13 protein-coding genes are annotated in these 16037 nt (G+C 71.3%); 10 read left to right on the forward strand and 3 right to left on the reverse strand.

The genetic code is table 11. The features are described from left to right. Positions 1 to 2 precede the first annotated feature (2 nt). From ACQEUX_RS04880 to ACQEUX_RS04890, 3 genes are all read left to right on the forward strand, one after another. Positions 3 to 530 (forward strand): hypothetical protein, encoded by a 528-nt coding sequence (locus ACQEUX_RS04880; RefSeq protein ID WP_433041740.1) that lies wholly within the window; start codon positions 3 to 5, stop codon positions 528 to 530. Between the two features lie 39 nt (positions 531 to 569). Beyond that, a complete protein-coding gene (locus tag ACQEUX_RS04885) occupies positions 570 to 1787 on the forward strand; it encodes a PP2C family protein-serine/threonine phosphatase (protein ID WP_433041743.1) in 1218 nt (405 codons plus the stop codon). Between the two features lie 127 nt (positions 1788 to 1914). After that, positions 1915 to 2856: an anti-sigma factor RsbA family regulatory protein gene (locus tag ACQEUX_RS04890; RefSeq protein WP_433041746.1), complete on the forward strand. Its 942-nt coding sequence runs from the start codon at positions 1915 to 1917 to the stop codon at positions 2854 to 2856. A gap of 51 nt (positions 2857 to 2907) precedes the next feature. Here ACQEUX_RS04890 and ACQEUX_RS04895 read toward each other — a convergent pair whose 3' ends face one another. Beyond that, on the reverse strand, positions 2908 to 3861 hold the full coding sequence (locus tag ACQEUX_RS04895; protein ID WP_433041749.1) for an AraC family transcriptional regulator: 954 nt from the start codon (positions 3859 to 3861) through the stop codon (positions 2908 to 2910). A 231-nt stretch (positions 3862 to 4092) separates the two neighbouring features. Between ACQEUX_RS04895 and ACQEUX_RS04900 the strand changes: the two genes are divergently transcribed. The 4 genes from ACQEUX_RS04900 to ACQEUX_RS04915 all read left to right on the forward strand — a co-directional run bounded on the left by ACQEUX_RS04900 (position 4093) and on the right by ACQEUX_RS04915 (position 9454). Continuing rightward, positions 4093 to 5631, forward strand: coding sequence for a flavin-containing monooxygenase (locus ACQEUX_RS04900; RefSeq protein ID WP_433041752.1), 1539 nt, complete (start codon positions 4093 to 4095; stop codon positions 5629 to 5631). Positions 5632 to 6140: 509 nt separating this feature from the next. Continuing rightward, a complete protein-coding gene (locus ACQEUX_RS04905) occupies positions 6141 to 7337 on the forward strand; it encodes a low temperature requirement protein A (RefSeq protein ID WP_433041755.1) in 1197 nt (398 codons plus the stop codon). A 157-nt stretch (positions 7338 to 7494) separates the two neighbouring features. After that, positions 7495 to 8391 carry an acetyltransferase gene (locus ACQEUX_RS04910; protein ID WP_433041758.1) on the forward strand — a complete coding sequence of 299 codons (897 nt, stop codon included), beginning with the start codon at positions 7495 to 7497 and terminating at the stop codon, positions 8389 to 8391. Positions 8392 to 8467: 76 nt separating this feature from the next. Next, a complete protein-coding gene (locus ACQEUX_RS04915) occupies positions 8468 to 9454 on the forward strand; it encodes an alpha/beta hydrolase (RefSeq protein ID WP_433041761.1) in 987 nt (328 codons plus the stop codon). A gap of 67 nt (positions 9455 to 9521) precedes the next feature. On the opposite strand, the gene ACQEUX_RS04920 is transcribed toward ACQEUX_RS04915, so the two are convergent. Next, the gene (locus ACQEUX_RS04920; protein WP_433041764.1) at positions 9522 to 10625 is read right to left on the reverse strand and encodes an aldo/keto reductase; all 1104 of its coding nucleotides are present in this window, start codon (positions 10623 to 10625) and stop codon (positions 9522 to 9524) included. Positions 10626 to 10757: 132 nt separating this feature from the next. Here ACQEUX_RS04920 and ACQEUX_RS04925 point away from each other — a divergent pair, with 132 nt between their 5' ends. Next, positions 10758 to 11363, forward strand: coding sequence for a TetR/AcrR family transcriptional regulator (locus ACQEUX_RS04925; protein WP_433041767.1), 606 nt, complete (start codon positions 10758 to 10760; stop codon positions 11361 to 11363). Positions 11364 to 11419: 56 nt separating this feature from the next. On the opposite strand, the gene ACQEUX_RS04930 is transcribed toward ACQEUX_RS04925, so the two are convergent. Next, a complete protein-coding gene (locus ACQEUX_RS04930) occupies positions 11420 to 13012 on the reverse strand; it encodes a tannase/feruloyl esterase family alpha/beta hydrolase (protein ID WP_433041770.1) in 1593 nt (530 codons plus the stop codon). Between the two features lie 160 nt (positions 13013 to 13172). Here ACQEUX_RS04930 and ACQEUX_RS04935 point away from each other — a divergent pair, with 160 nt between their 5' ends. Both ACQEUX_RS04935 and ACQEUX_RS04940 read left to right on the forward strand, forming a co-directional pair. Continuing rightward, positions 13173 to 13901, forward strand: a complete 729-nt coding sequence (locus ACQEUX_RS04935; protein ID WP_433041773.1) for a GNAT family N-acetyltransferase — start codon at positions 13173 to 13175, stop codon at positions 13899 to 13901. A 396-nt stretch (positions 13902 to 14297) separates the two neighbouring features. Next, positions 14298 to 15932 (forward strand): ABC-F family ATP-binding cassette domain-containing protein, encoded by a 1635-nt coding sequence (locus ACQEUX_RS04940; RefSeq protein ID WP_433041776.1) that lies wholly within the window; start codon positions 14298 to 14300, stop codon positions 15930 to 15932. Positions 15933 to 16037 lie beyond the last annotated feature (105 nt).

Consider the following 16037-nt stretch of genomic DNA (forward strand, 5'->3'; position numbering starts at 1 on the left):
ACGTGCGTACCCTGGTCCGATTTCCGCGGCGGCCGCGCGTTCCCCGGCTGCGTTCCGCCCGGATCCGGCTCGTGCCGGCCCTGGTCGTCGCGATCGTCCTCGCTGCCGCCGTCGCCGGCGCCGGCTGGTGGGGCGACCACCGCGCCGAGCAGCGGGACAGCGCCGTACGCCAGGCACTGGCCACCGCGCCCGCCGCCGCCAAGGCGATCTTCTCCTACGACTACCGGACGTTCGACGACAGCGTCGCCAACGGCCGCACCTTCGCCACCGGACAGTTCGGCAAGGAGTACGAGCAGACCACGGCGGCGTTGAAGCAGACCGCCACCACCCAGCAGGCGGTCGTGGCGGCGGAGGTGTCCGCGACGGGCGTGGTGACCGCGACCGCCGAGCGGGTCGAGTTGCTCGTCTATGTCAACCAGTACCGGCGCAACGTGAACACCGCAGGCGAGAAGGTCGACCAGAACCGGGTGGTGCTCACCCTGGTCCCGGTGGACGGGGAGTGGAAGGTGTCCCGGGCAGCCGCCATCTGACTTGTCTGTCCTGCCCAGGGACGGGTTAGGCTCCTGCACGTGATTGACGTGCAGGGCAGCGGGAGCGACGAGCGGCTTCGTCGTATCGAGGCGGTCACCGACGCCGCGCTGTCCCAGCTCGACGCCAAGGACCTACTGGAAGAGCTGGTCGATCGTATCGGAGAGGTGCTGGGGGTCGACACCGCCGCCATCCTGCTGCTGGACCTGCACGCCCAGCAGTTGGTGGCCACCGCGACGAAGGGGCTGACCGAGGCGGTCCGGGAGGGCGCCCGGATCCCCGTCGGCCGCGGCTTCGCCGGCCGGATCGCCCAGGAGAAGCAGCCCGTCGTCGTGGAGCACGTCACCGCCGCCGACGACCCGGCTCTGTTCGGCCGGGGAGTGCGCTCGCTGATGGGTGTGCCCATGTTCGCCGGCGGCGAGCTGATCGGCGTACTGCACGTCGGCTGCCTGCGGCCGCACCGGTTCACCGACGACGATGTGCGACTGCTGCAACTCGCCGCCGACCGTGCGAGCCTCGCCAGCCGGACCCGGGCCAGCGGCCTCGACCGCAGCGCCGCCCTGGCGTTGCAGCGCAGCCTGCTGCCCACGCACCTGCCCGACGCGCCGGGTGTGGACATGGCCGCCCGCTACGTACCCGGTCACGACGCCGGCGTCGGCGGCGACTGGTACGACGTGTTCACCCTGCCCTCCGGTTGGCTGGGTGTCGTCATCGGCGACGTGTCCGGCCACGGGCTGCAGTCGGCGGTCGTCATGGGGCGTCTCCGCAGCGCGCTGCGCGCCTACGCTCTGGTCTGCGACGATCCGGCCACTGCGCTGACGCTGCTCGATCGCAAGGTCCACCATTTCGAGACCGGGAACCTCGCCACCGTCCTCTACGCCATGATCTCCCCGGACCGCACGGCGATCCGGATCTCCCTCGCCGGGCACCTGCAACCCGTCCTGGCCGCACCGGGACAACCGGCCGACACGCTGGCCATTCCCGTTGATCTTCCATTGGGTGTCGGCCCGCGTCAGCCGGCCCGCCGGTGCACCGAGGTGGCCTTTCCGTCCGACGCGGTGCTGATCTGCTACACCGACGGGCTCGTCGAACGCCGTGGCGAGGTCATCGACGTCGGCATCGAGCGGCTCTGCGCAGCCGTTGAAGCCGGCCCCGCCGAAACGGTCTGCGCCCGCGTCATGACCACGCTCGCCGCCGAACAGACCACCGACGACATCGCTCTGCTCGCCATCCACTCAGCCAACCGACGTATCCCGTGAGTGACACTGACCGACAGTTCCCGAGCTGTCACACGTACGCTGCAGCTGACCGGTGCCACACGGGTCCCCGGGCTGATCCTGCCGGGGCCCACGCGGCGGCCGGGTCATGCACCTCGGAGGCCGCAGCTTGAGTATCTCCGTCGCCACCAGGGCCGATAGTTTCGCGCACCCCGCTCTCTTCTACGCGGACCACGAGGAGTATCTGGCCGGCACGTTGCCGTTCATCCGGGCCGGTCTCGACGCCGACGAGCCGGTCATGGTCGCCGTCCCGGGGGACAACCTCGACCACATCCGGACGGCGCTCGGCGCCGACGCGGGCAGGGTCCAGCTGCACGACATGAGCGTTGCCGGGCGCAACCCCGGGCGGATCATCCCGGGCGTCCTGCTCGCCTTCGCCGCCGCCCACGCCGGCAAACGGGTACGCATCATCGGTGAACCGATCTGGGCCGGCCGCACCGCGACCGAATACCCCGCGTGCGCCCAGCACGAGGCACTCATCAACGCGGCGTTCGCCGGCCGACCGGCCACCATCCTCTGCCCCTACGACACCAGCCGCCTGGACCCACGCTGGCTCGACGACGCCCACCGCACCCATCCCACCCTCCACCTGGACGGAGTGGTGCGGGAGAGCCCGCACTACACGGATCCGGTCGAGGCGGCCGCGGGGTTCAACCTGCCGCTGCAGGACCCGCCCGCCCAGGCGACGACCATCACCATCGACCTGCACGCCCTTTCGCTCATCCGCCGGGTGGTGACCGCCGAGGCCAGCGCGGCCGGCCTGTCCCCGGACCGGGTCTCCGACCTCACCCTGGCGGTCAGCGAACTGGCCGCGAACACGGTCCGGCACACCGTTGCCGGCGGCACCCTCGCGGTCTGGACCGACGACACGCGGGTGATCTGCCAGCTCACCGATACCGGGCACATCACGAACCCGCTCGCCGGCCGGATTCCCGTGCCGCCGCAGCAGCCCGGAAGCCGAGGGCTCCTCCTGGTCAACCAAGTCTGTGACCTCGTGCGCATCCACACCGTGCCGGGTTCCACCACGATCCGCCTGCACATGCACCGCTGACGCCCGAGGGCCACAGGGGCAGCCGCGGTCGAGCGGCACCCTGAGGGCGCGTCAGCCGCGCAGGGTCGTGGACGGCGACTCGCCGAAGCGCGCCCGGTAGTCGCTGGCAAAACGCCCAAGGTGAACGAAACCGTGGTTCAGGGCAACGGTCGTGACGGACACGCCGGGACCGGCCGCGCGCAGCGCGCGATGGACCGCATCGAGCCGGCATGCGCGCAGGTACACCGTCGGCGTGGTCCGCAACTCCCGCCGGAAGCACTCCTGTAGCGTCCGTACGCTCACCCCGAGCGCCTCCGCGACGTCCCCGACCGTCAGAGCCTCGCCGTGATGGTCGGAGATCAGGGCGCAGGCTCGGCGGACGAGGCGCCCGGGGGCCCGGTGGTGCGCCGGCTCGGTGAGCTGATCGGAGTGGGTGTGCTGGTGGGCCAGCAACAGCTTGCCGATGAGCCCCTGCTCGAAGCGGTCGGCGACCTGCGGGTGGTCGAACAGGGACGCGTCGGTCGGCTGCGACAGCTCGTCGGCGAGGAACGCCACTCCGCGTGCCCACGCCTGCGCGGTCGGTGTGGTCATGTCCATGCCGATGTCGAAGCGGACCGGGTCGTCCACCGGGCGGCCCAGGAGGCGGGCCAGCTCCCGGTCGACGGTGCGCCGGTCGGCGTAGAAGATCCGGTGTGGTGACCCCTCGGACCAGAGCATGTCCGAGGCGTCGTACGGGGACAGGACGGAGGCGACCCCGGGCGTCGAGGTCACGGTGTGACCGGCGTGCCGGACCATCGTGCTGCCGGCGCGGGGGATCTGGACGAGGTAGAACGACTCCAGCGCGGGCGGTTGGATCCGCACCGCCTGCCCGTAGTCGAGGTCGATGACACCCACCCCGCCCACCCGGCGTGCCGCCATCCGCAACTGGACGCTGCGCACGCCGGCCTGCGGCATGAGCCGGTGTGGACAGAAGCCCCGGCCCACCTCGGCGCGAGCGCGCTCGACGTCGTCCGTCCGGACCGTCACGGCATCCATCCGACACCTCCCGGGCGTCCTGATGCGCTGACCATAGGGCGTGACGGGGGAGGAGAGTGCACGAAAGCCGCCGACCCGACAGGGGACGGCCGGCTGCGCACAGCGGATGGATTCCGCGTCCAGCGGATAGCGGCATCGGCCGCCTGCTCGCTAGCGTGCGGTCACCGCTCGCGACATCACCGCCGCAGCCTCGGCAGCGGTTCACGCACTTCGGAGGATGCCATGAGAATTGCCGTCGTCGGTGCTGGATTCGCCGGTCTGAGCGCAGCGAAGGTGCTGCGGCAGAGCGGATTCGACGTCACCGTTTTCGAGAAGGCGCCCGACGTCGGTGGGGTGTGGAGCCGTACCCGCCGTTATCCCGGTCTGCACACCCAGAACGACAAGGGCACCTATCACCTGTCCGACCTGCCGATGCCCGCCCACTATCCGCAGTGGCCGTCGGGTGAGCAGGTTCAGCAGTACCTGGAGAGCTACGTGGAGACGTTCCGGCTCGCCACCGTGCTGCGCCTGTCCACCGAGGTCGTCTCCGCCGAACTCGTCAACGACGAGACCGGGTGGCTGATCGCGTCGCGGCCGGCGGGCGCCGAGGAGCCGGTGACGGTGGAACGGTACGACCACCTGGTCGTCGCCAACGGCATCTTCTCCGACCCGCTCGTCCCGGCTTACCAGGGTGGCGCGAGGTTCGCCGCCGCCGGAGGGCGCGTGCTGGCGGCGGGGGAGTTCCACGACATCGAGGCCGCTCGAGGGAGGAACGTCCTCGTCGTCGGCTACGGCAAGTCGTCCTGTGACGTGGCGATCCCGTTGAGCGACGTCGCCGCCCAGACCCACGTCGTCGCGCGCGAACTGCTCTGGAAGATGCCCAGGAAGCTCGGCGGGGCGCTGAACTACAAGTACCTGCTGCTCACCCGGATGGGTGAGGCGCTGTTCCGTTATCTCAACCTGAAGGGTTTCGAGCGGTTCCTGCACGGCCCGGGAGACGGTCTGCGCCGAAGCATGGTCGACAGCGTCGGCGCGGTGGCGACCAGGCAGCTCAAGCTGCGCGAGCTGGGTCTCGTGCCGAACGGCAGCTTCGAGGACATCGCCCGCAGCACGGTCAGCCTCGCCACCGAGGGCTTCTTCGAGCGTGTCGCCGACGGCCGGATCACCGTGCACCGGGATCAGGTGATCGAGGAGCTCCTGGATGACGGTGGCCGTCCCGCCGCCCGGCTCGCCGACGGCACGGTGCTCGCCGCCGACCTGGTGATCTGCGGCACCGGCTTCCGTCAGCACGTGCCGTTCTTCGACGACGCGCTGCACGCCCGGCTCCAGGACGACGCGGGCAACTTCATGCTCTACCGTCAGATCCTGCCGATCGGCGTGCCGCGGCTGACGTTCGCCGGCTACAACTCGTCGTTCTTCAGCCCGCTCAGCGCCGAGATGGCGGCGGTCTGGACGGCCGCGTACCTGCGGGGCGGGATCACCCTGCCGACCGCCGTTCGGATGCGCGACGAGGTGCGCGCCCGGCTGGCCTGGATGGCGGCGCGGACCAACGGGCGACACGCCCGCGGCACGAACATCATCCCGTTCTCGATGCACAACATCGATGAGGTACTCGACGAGCTGGGGCTCAACGTCGGCCCACTGACCCGGGCCCGCCAGTGGCTGCTCCCCGTCGACCCGCGCTCGTACCGGCGGGTGACGGCACGCATGATCCGGCGTACCGCCGACGGGGGCGCCGCGGGCCAGGTCGAACCGACCCGGCCCGCGCGCGCGACGCGGTGAGAGCGACGGGGCTACGGGCGGATGCAGCCCGGGTGCGGGGGACGCTCGGGCGCTGTCTGGGCCGCACCGACCGTCCGTACGCGATGGCCGGGCCGGTACCTGCCCGCCGGGTTGCGCCGCTTGGACCTCGCCACCGTCGTCCTTCTCACCTCGCTCGGGGTGGTCCTTCACCCCGACGTCGCCCAGCACATCGCACCCGCTCGACCCCGCACAAGCATCTTCACGCGCTCTAGACAGCCGCCGCGCGTCTTTTCACGCGGTCGATACACCGGGACGTCGGGGACGCGCCGGCCCGGGTGGCTCCGATCAAGCCCGAGCCCGCCGGTCCGGTATCCGCTATGCGACCCAGGAGGACGATATAGGTGGATAAAATACGCCGGCAGGAATCAGGTGGGATCGGCCGGCGAGGAGGCTCAGGGGCGATGGCAGCGGGGCGGGTCGCCGAGCACCGTGACCACCTGGGCGTGCCCGTGCCGACGAACCTGGCCGGCTGAGCTGTCCCGCCGTCCGTGCTGACACGCACCGGGTTTCGGGGGCTCGGGGACAGCCGGAGCCCGAGCTCGGCAACCGTCCTGGAACTGCTGTTCGACATCGTCTATGTCTTCGCGCTCGCCCGGCTCGCCGGGCGGGTCGCGGACGACCTGACCATCGTCCGGCACACGCTGCTGTCCGAGGCCGGCCAGACGGTGCTGTTCTTCACGGCGATGTGGATGATCTGGTCGCTCAACGCTCTCCTGGCGAGCACCTACGACCCTCGGCGCGCCGATCTGCAGGTCGCCCTGCTGGCGACGATGTTCGGCACACTGGTGCTGGCTGTCTCGTTGCCGCAGGCATTCGGTCAGCGCGGCGTCGTCTTCGCCTGCACGTATGTGCTCATCCAGGTCGGTCGACCGCTCTTCCTGATGTTCGCCCTGCGGGGTCACCCCGGTCAGTCGTTCGCGGCCCGGGTGTTGATCTGGCACCTGGCGTCCGCCGTGCTGTGGATCAGTGGCGGCATCAGCGGAGGTCTCGGTAGGGGCATCTTCTGGTCCCTCGCCCTCGCCATCGAGCTCATCGGCGCCGCGACCACCTGGCCCGTGCCGCGACTCGGCAGGAGAAAACTCACCAGTGTGGGGGTCACCGTCTCCCAGGTGCACCTCGCCGAGCGGTACAACCAGTTCTTCATGATCGCGCTGGCCGAGGTGCTGCTCGAAGCAGGTGCCGCCGTCAGCTTCCCGGGCTTCTCGACCGAGGGGACCATCACCCTCGTCGCCGCGTTCGCGGCGACGGTCTCGTTCTGGCGGATCTACTTCTACCACGTCGGGGCCGGTCAGGCCTCGCACCCGGGTGGGGAGGGGATACGCCTGTCCCGGTGGGCGAGCTACAGCCTGCTGTTCATCGTCGGCGGCATCATCTGCACCGCCGTCGGCTTCGGGCAGATCATCGAGGATCCGCACCCGCCGATCGACTGGGCGCTGGTGGCCATCATCTTCGGCGGCCCGGTGCTGTTCCTGCTCGGGCGGAGCTTTCTGGAGCAGGAGAGCCAGACCGCGCCGCGCTGCCGGGCGCTGTACGCCGGCGCGCTGGTGCTGGTCGTGACGGCGCCACTGATGGTGCGGCTTCCGCCGGTCGCCGTGGCGGCCGCAGCGGGGTTGATCCTGGTCGGGATCGCCGTCGTCGACCAGCGAGCCCACCAGCGTGGGGCGGAGACCAACCCGACGCTGTGACAGTCCTTGCGGGCTGGCGAGCGTTGCGCGTATGTTCTTCGGGCACGCCGTCGAGCCGGGAGGAGGTCAGAACAATGTCCGATGTTCTGCGCCCCCTCCGCGCTCCGGCGTCCGCGCGGACCTGACCCGGGGCGCTCGCTTCCCGGAGGACCAATCCATGACTGATCTGGTCATTCGTCCGCTCGTCGCGGGCGAGGAAAACCTGTTCGACTCCATGCCTGATCCGCTGCCCCAACTGCGCCAGGTCGCGTACGCCGACGGGATCGTCGGCGGCGGCTACCGGCCCGAGACCACCTGGGTCGCCCTCCGCGCCGGCCGGCTGGTCGGCCGGGCGGCCTGGCTTCTCCCGCCGGGGGCCGTCGGTGCCCCGTGGCTGGACCGCTTCGATCTCAACGCCGAGCCCGAGGTGGGTGCCGAGCTGCTGCACGCCGCCCACGAGGCGCTGGGCGGTCCCGGTCTGTACTACGCCGCCATGCCGGCGCACTGGCGCCGCCGACCGGAGGTGCTGGCCGTGGTGCGGGCACCGATGGCGGCGGCCCGGCTCGCCGGGCTGGTCGAGCGGGGAGAACGGCTCAGGTGCTCCTGGGCGGGCACACCCCTGCCGGCGTCCTCCGGCCGGTACGACTTCCGTCCGCCCGTCGACGCGGCGGAGATCAACACCCTGGTCGCCAGGATCGCCGAGCCGGACGTGCTGACCGGCGCCGAGATCGCGCGGGCGGTCGGCGGCGTCGACCTCGCCACCGACCCGCTGGCCTGGCTGGGCGACGCCACCGAGGAGTGGCGCATCGCGCTGGAGGCCGGTGAGCCGGTCGGGCTGGTCGGAACGGCCGGAGACGCCTGCTTCCCACTGCTCGCCTATCTCGGCCTGCTCGACGAGGCCGCCCGGCCCGAGCTGCTGGCCGAGGCGGTCCGCGTGTTGACCGCCGGCGGTGCCCGCGAGGTCATCGCCGACGTGGACGCCCACCGGGTGACGGTGCTGGCCGAGTTGGAGCGGACCGGGTTTCGGCAGTTGCGCTCCCGGGTCCTCTTCACGCCACGAAACAGTCAGGAATAGCTGATCGGGGTGCGCCCTGTCACCAGGGCGCACCCCCTCAGCAGGGGTCGACCCCGTCCCCTGTCAGCATCTGACCATGCCGGAGATCATTGCCCTCATCGTCAGCGGGTTGGCGCTGGTCGCGGCGGCGGTCGCCGGGCTCTATCTCTGGCCGTTGCGCCGCCGTGCGTTCCGCCTCGCGCCGGCGCGCCCGCTCGACTTCGACACCGCCACCCGCGCCGCGCAGGCCATCATCGCGGCCGAGGCGGCAGACCCAGAGGTCCGGCCGGAGTCACGCAGCCGCTTGCTGAGCCATGGCTCCCGTACCGGCAAGGTCGTGCTGCTGCTGCACGGATACACCCTCGCGCCCGAGCAGTACGACGAGCTGGCCGAGGAGTTCTTCGACCGCGGGTACAACGTCTGGGTTCCGCGGGCTCCCCAGCACGGCACCGTCGACCGGCGGGCCCACCACCGGGTCGAGGCCGGTGAACTGACGACGTACGCCGCGCAGGCGTTGGCCGTCGCGGCCGGCCTGGGAGACGAGGTGGGCGTCGTGGGCATCTCCGGCGGCGCGGTGCTGGCCGCGTGGCTGGCCCAGGTGCCGGGCGACGTCGTACGGCACCTGCTGTTGCTGTCGCCGTTCTTCGGCCCGGACCCTCGGCAGGCGCCGGCCTTCGCGGTCAAACCGCTCATCGTGCTGTACGGCCGCCGTATCCTGCCGGACCGCGTCAACTCCCGCGGCTACTCGTTCTCGGCTGTCACCCAGTACCTGACGATCGCGCGGAATCTGCCGAACCCGCCCCGGCGGACCGGCCTACGGACCGCGGCGGTCGCGATCAGCCCGCTCGACGGGGTGGTGGACCCCACTGCTGCGGTGACCGTGCCGCGCCGGATCGCCGACGCGAACGCCATCCCGCTCCAGGTCTGCACGCTGCCGGAGGCGTTGGGTGTCGGCCACAACGTCCTCGACCTCGCCGCGCTCGGCGCCGAGGGCTCCGAGCTGCGCCGGCTGTACGTCGCGCTCTACGAGGGTGAGACGGCGCCGACGTCCGGACTCGTCCGGACGACCACCACCGGCGAGTGACCGTCGACGGCGGCGTGGTGGCAGGAACGAACCAGGGAATCGTTGCTCTGTGCCATGTCAGGTTCCTCTACCTGGTGGGCTCGGCGGCGCCGTTGAACACCGGCGGGGCGTAGCCGGCCGGCTTGTCGCCGATGCCGAGGCCGGGGCTGACCACCCAGGACTGGTACTGCGGGGTGAACATGCCGTACGGCAACCCGAGGTTCGGGGCGCTGGCCTCATCGAGTCGGCGACGGGCATCGGCCGGGATCTCGAAGTCGAGCGCGCCGAAGTTGCTGGCGAGCTGCTCGGGGCTGCTCGCCCCGATGATCACCGACCCGACGGCGGGCTGGGTGGCCACCCAGTTGATCGCGACCTGTGCCATGCTGCGGCCCAGGTCGGCGGCCACGCTCTCCAGGGCCCCGATGACCTGCCAGTCGCTGGGGCTGATCGCCCGACCTGCGGCGTCGGGGTTGGTCAACCGGCCGGTCCCGCTCAGGCTCTCGCCGGTCCGTCGGTACTTGCCGCTGAGCAGGCCGCCGCCGATGGGGCTCCAGGCGGTGAGCCCCATGCCCAGGGTCTGGGACATCGACACGAACTCCGCCTCGATGTGCCGGCTGACCAGGGAGTACGGAAGCTGCACGTTGACCATCGGGGCCAACCCGTGTGCCTCGGCGTAGCTCTGCGCCCGGGCCGCGTACCAGGCCGGTACGTCGGAGAGCCCGGCGTATCGGATCTTGCCGGCGCGCACCAGGTCGTCGAGGGTGTGCACGACCTCCTCGACCGGGGTGATCCGGTCCCAGGTGTGCAGCAGGTACAGGTCGATGTAGTCGGTGCCGAGCCGGCTCAGCGACGCCTCCACAGCCCGCATGATGTGCTTGCGGCCGTTGCCGCTGGCGTTCGGGTCGGTCGGGTCGACGGTGTTGGTGAACTTGCTGGTGAGCACGAGCCGTTCGCGGACGCCCGCCCGGTCGATCAGGCGGCCGAGGATCTTCTCGCTCTCCCCGGCGGTGTAGAAGTCCGCCGTGTCGATGAAGTTCCCGCCCGCCTCCAGGTACTGACGGAAGATCGGCTCGGCCTCCTCCTCGGTCTTGCCGTACGCGGCGTGGAAACCGTCAACACCGAAGTTCATGGTGCCCAGCGCCAGCCGGCTCACCCGCAGACCGGACCGTCCGAGCAGGTAGTAGTGGTTCATCGTGGTGCCCTCCTGGTCGTGATGTCGGCCCGGAGCGGACCGCGCGTTCCAGACCTTTGCTCGCCAAAAATGGACCTGCAAGTCCAAAAGCCGAGGTAGGGTTGGACCCGCAGGTCCAGAGCAGGAGGTCTCATGACACGGGCGTTGACCCGCAAGGGTGAGGCGACCCGGGCGCGGATCGTCGCCGGCGCCGCCGCCGAGATCCGCGAGCGCGGCGTCGACGAGGTACGCCTCGAGGACGTGATGGCCCGCACCGGCACCAGCAAGGGCCAGCTCTTCCACTACTTCCCCGACGGCAAGGAGGAGTTGCTGCTCGCGGTGGCCCAGCACGAGGCCGACCAGGTGCTTCTCGACCAGGAGCCGATGCTCAGCAACCTGACGTCGTGGCCGGCCTGGCTGGCGTGGCGCGACCGGCTCATCGAGCGCTACCTGGCGCAGGGCGTGAAATGCCCGCTCAACGGTCTGCTCGGTCAGGCCGGCCGGCGTGCACCAGGCGCTCAGGCGGTCGTGACCGGGCTCATGTGGCGTTGGCAGGCGGCGATCACCGAGGGCATCCGGCACATGCAGTCGACCGGGGACATCGCCCCCGAGGTGGACGCCGACCGTGCCGCGGCGGCGCTGCTGGCCGGCATCCAGGGTGGCGTGCTGTTGTTGCTGTCCACCGGGAAGATCGATCACCTCGAGGCCGCCCTCGACCTCACCATCGACTCCCTCCGGGCAGGTGCCCGCACCGCCTGACGGCCCGGGCGGCGGCCCGGAGCGGATCACTCCGGGCCGCCGCCTCGGGTGCGCCCTCAGGCGGTGACGCAGCGGTAGTTCACGGCCGCCCTCGGGTCGCCGTGGCCGGTGTAGCGGGCCACCTGCGGGTACCGACAGGCGTTGCGGGTGACACTGCCGTCACTGCTCAAGGTGGCGAGGGTGGCCGGAGACTGTCCCTTCTCCACCCAGTTGACCAGTGCGTCCAGCTCACCGGTCGGCTGTGGGCCGGGGCCGCCGCCGCAGTGGGCCACCCCGGGCAGCAGGAAAAGCCGGTAGAAGTCGTCAACCCGGCGGTTGCCGCCGAACATCTGGTTGACCCGCTCGCGGTAGTCGACGGTGCCCTGGGTGGGCACCAGTTGATCGGCCTGACCGTGCCAACTGAGCAGCTTGCCGCCGGCCCTGGCGAACGCGGACAGGTCGGGATCGTCGGTGCCGATGACATCGTTGTACCGCTGCTGGGACTCGCGGAAGATCTGCGCGAACCGCTCGTAGGTCAGCTTCGTCGTGTCGAACGAGGGATCCCGCTGTACGAAGTACCTGACCCAGGTGTCGGCGACGGTGAAGGGCTCACCCGCCTTCGCCAGCCAGTCGAAGGTCGCGCCCTTGTTCGTGCCGTACCAGAGCTTCTTGTCGGTGGGGGAGACCGGTCCGGCCCAGATCTTGCGGACCGCGTCGGCGGTGGCGGCGGAGATCGTGATCTCCCTGCCCTCGCAGACGACCGTGGTGCCGATCAGCCGCCGGGCGTCCCAGTGGCAGTCCTGCGGGTTGTCGATGATGCCGTCGGCGACCCCGTCGAGATTGTCGCAGGCCTTGGTCGCCGCGGCGTTGAACGCCTCCAGCTCACACTGGGTGGGCTGGACCTTCTCCTCGTTGAACACGACCTGCGGCCACAGCGTGGCGACCGCGAACCGGTCCCAGTTGACCGCCGGAGCGTCGGCCAGGATGCCCTGGAAGTCGGTCGGGTGGTCCTGGGCTTCCAGGTAGCCCTGGCGGCCACCGGTCGAGCAGCCGTTCCAGTACGCGTAGCGCACCGGGGTGCGGTAGAACTTCTTGGCCACGTCCTTGCCGACGACAGCCATGTCGTGCAGTGAGCGGGAGGCGAAGTTCTTCAGCAGGGGCGTGTTGACCGTGCCGGCCGGAGTGAGCGCCCAGCCGCTGACGTCGACCGGGTTCTGGCCGACACCGGCGTCGGTGGCAGCGGCGACGTAGCCGTTCTTCACCGCGCTGATCAGCGGGGCGCCGAAGTCACCGGCGAGGTAGGCACTGCCGCCGGTGGCCTGGAACCGGCCGGTCCACTTCTGCGGGTCCTGCGGCAGCGAGACCTTGACCTGGACGTGGTCGTCGGCGCCGGGGTGGGTCAGGGTGACCGTGATGTCACACCAGGCTGGCACATCGGTGATCGGCGGCGGCGCGTCGAGCGGGGGTGTGGCGGGGAACGTGACCGTTCCGCCAGCATGCGCGACCGCCGTCACCGACTCGACGCTGGCGCCGACGGGCGGGGCGACGGACATGGCGGCACACGTCGTCGCGGCAACGGTTCCGCTGTCACGCGCATCGGCGGCCATGGGCAGCAGTACGGCCGAGAGCGGCACCGCAGCCGCCATCAGCATGATCAGTCGTCTTCTCATGCCGTCACCCTCGTCTGGGGTGAACGATCCTCACCCCAGGGAAACCCCCTGGGGCGCACCCTGGCCGTGTCCCCTCGGGCATGGAACCGCTCACACCAGCGACGGACTGCGGAGCCGTGCCGAGTAACTTGGGCCACGCCGTCTCAGCGAAGGGAACAACGTGACGACCCTTGACGTCGCCGTGCTGGACAACCCCGCGTGGACCTCGCTGACCGGCCCGCACGCGCGCTTCGCCGAGGTACGCGGGCAGGCTGCGCGGTATCCGTCCGAGGTGTCGCCGTTCCACGCGCTGGCCGATCCCGCCGACCGGTCGGCGTGGGCGGATCTGGCGGCACTGGTCGGGCCGGGCGCGTCGGTCATGATGCCGGGCGGCCCGGACACCGCGCCGCCCGGGTGGGAGATGACTGGCGTGATTCCCGGTGTCCAGCTCGTGGCCGCCGGCCTGCGCGCGGAACCGGACCCGGAGGCGCTGGTCCTGACCCGCGCGGACGTACCGGAGATGCTGGACCTCGTCCGCCGGACCGAGCCGGGGCCGTTCCTGACCCGCACCATCGAACTCGGCCCCTACCTGGGTATCCGGCGGGACGGTGCGCTCGTCGCCATGGCGGGGGAGCGCATGCATCCGCCGGGGTGGACCGAGATCAGCGCGGTCTGCACGGATCCGGCGTACCGGGGTCACGGCCTCGCGACCCGGCTGATCCGCGCCGTCGCAGTTGGTGTCCAGGCGCGCGGCGCGACACCCTTCCTCCACGCGGCCACGACCAACACGAGCGCGATCCGACTGTACGAGGCCATGGGCTTCACTCTCCGCCGCCACCTCACCTTCGGGTGGTACCGGGAGGGCGGGACCGGCGACAGTGGGATCCGGTACGGCGCGAGCTTGCGGTGATCGACCCGAGCCGGCAGCTCCTCGCCCTCGACCTGCCCGGTCGCGGCGACTCACCGCGGTCGTGGTGACCGTGCTGCCCCGGTAGCCACTTCCCGCACCTGGCCGAGCCGGCGACCGTCGCCCGGCTGCTGGCGACCAGCTGATCGCCGGCGGTCGAGCAGGTCGGCGGGAACAACGGCAGCGGAAGCTGAACCCCGGCCGGCGAGTTATTCTTGCGCTCGAGTTGCCGGAGATCGGAGCAGGCGTGGCAGGTGACGACGACATCTCCGGGTGAGTACCCGGACCAGCCGCCGACGGGCGCGTGATCGCGCCGTAGTCGCCGCGGCTCTGTCGTCATGCCCTGCTCCCGCCGGGCCACCTGTTGTGCGCCCGGATCTTCGTACTCCGAGGTTCCCCATGTCTGTTCGACCCGCGCTCATCGCGCATGACCTTCTCCGTATCCGGGGCGCGCGCCGGGTGCTCGACGGTGTCTCCCTGACCGCCGCGCCCGGCGACCGGATCGGCCTGATCGGTGAGAACGGCACCGGCAAGACGACCCTGCTGCGGGTCCTGGCCGGCGTCGACGAACCCGACTCCGGCACCGTCGCGCGTCCACCGGATCTCGGTTTCCTGCACCAGGAGATGCCCTACGCCGCGTCCGCGACGGTCGCCACGGTGCTGGACGACGCGCTGCGCGAGGCCCGGGCGGACCTCGCCGAGCTGGACCGGCTCGGCGCCGCGCTGGCCGACGCGCCGGAGGGCGCCGAGCGGCATGCCGAGCTGCTGGCGGCGTACGGCGAGGCCCTGGAGCGGGCGCAGGACCGGGACGCCTGGGACGCCGACCGGCGCGCCATGACCGTGCTCGCCGGCCTCGGCCTCGGCGGGATCGCGCACGATCGGCGGCTCGCCGAGCTGTCCGGCGGGCAGCGGGGCCGCCTCGCCCTCGCGGCGATGCTGATCCGCCGGCCGGACGCGCTGCTGCTCGACGAGCCCACCAACCATCTCGACGACGCGGCGGCGGCGTTCTGCGAGGAACAGCTCCGTGCGATGCCCGGGGTGGTCGTGGTGGCCAGCCATGACCGGGCCTTCCTGGACGCGGTGTGCACCGACGTCATCGACCTGGACCCGGCGGTCGACGGGCCGGTTCGCCACGGCGGCGGCTACACCGAGTACCTGGCGGCCAAGCGCGCCGAGGCCGACCGTTGGCGCCGGCGCTACGACGACGAGCAGGCGCTCCTCGCCGACCTGCGCGAGGCCGCCGCGGTGACCGGGCACCAGGTCGCCCACGGCCGTGGCCCCCGCGACAGCGAAAAGATGGGGTACGGGCACACCGCCGGCCGGGTGCAGAACCAGATCTCCCGTCGTGTCCGCGACGCCACCCGCCGACTGGAGACACTGGAGCGTCACCAGGTCGCCGCGCCGCCGGAGCCGTTGCGCTTCCGGGCACCCGTTCTCGCTACCGGCGCAGGCGATGACGCCGTCGCCACGATGCGCCAGGTGCGGATACCCGGCCGGCTGTGGATGGCGCACCTCGAGGTCACCGCCAGCGACCGGCTGTTGGTGAGCGGCCCGAACGGTGCGGGCAAGTCCACGCTGCTCGCCGTCCTCGCCGGCCGCGTCAGCGGCACCGGAGCCGTCTGGCGGCGGCCGGACCTGCGCGTCGGTCTGCTGACCCAGGACACCGCCTTCGAGGATCCACTGCGGACCGCTCGTGACGTCTACGGCAGCGCCATCGGTGCGGAGCGCGCCGGAGCGGTGCCGCTGTCGTCGCTCGGACTGCTCGCGCCCGCGGACCTCGACCGACCGGCGGCGGAGCTGTCGGTCGGCCAGCGCCGTCGGCTCGCCCTCGCGGTGCTCGTCGCCGACCCGCCGGACCTGCTCCTGCTGGATGAGCCGACCAACCATCTCTCGCCCCGGCTCTGCGACGAGCTGGAGGACGCCCTGGGTACCGGTCCAGGCGCCGTCATCGTCGCCAGCCACGACCGACGACTCCGCTCCCGGTGGCCGGGCCGCGAGATCACCCTCACCGTGGGGCCTGCGCCGGTTTCGTGAGATGGCGGCCGTTGTTCCCCGCGAGAGGTCAACAGTCCGGTGGCGATGATCACCAGTTCGGCGACATCGCCGTGCCCCCCGACAAGGCGTGGGCGTGGCAGATCC

It is taken from the genome of Micromonospora sp. CA-259024, assembly GCF_050936255.1.
In the GTDB taxonomy this organism is placed as follows: domain Bacteria; phylum Actinomycetota; class Actinomycetes; order Mycobacteriales; family Micromonosporaceae; genus Micromonospora.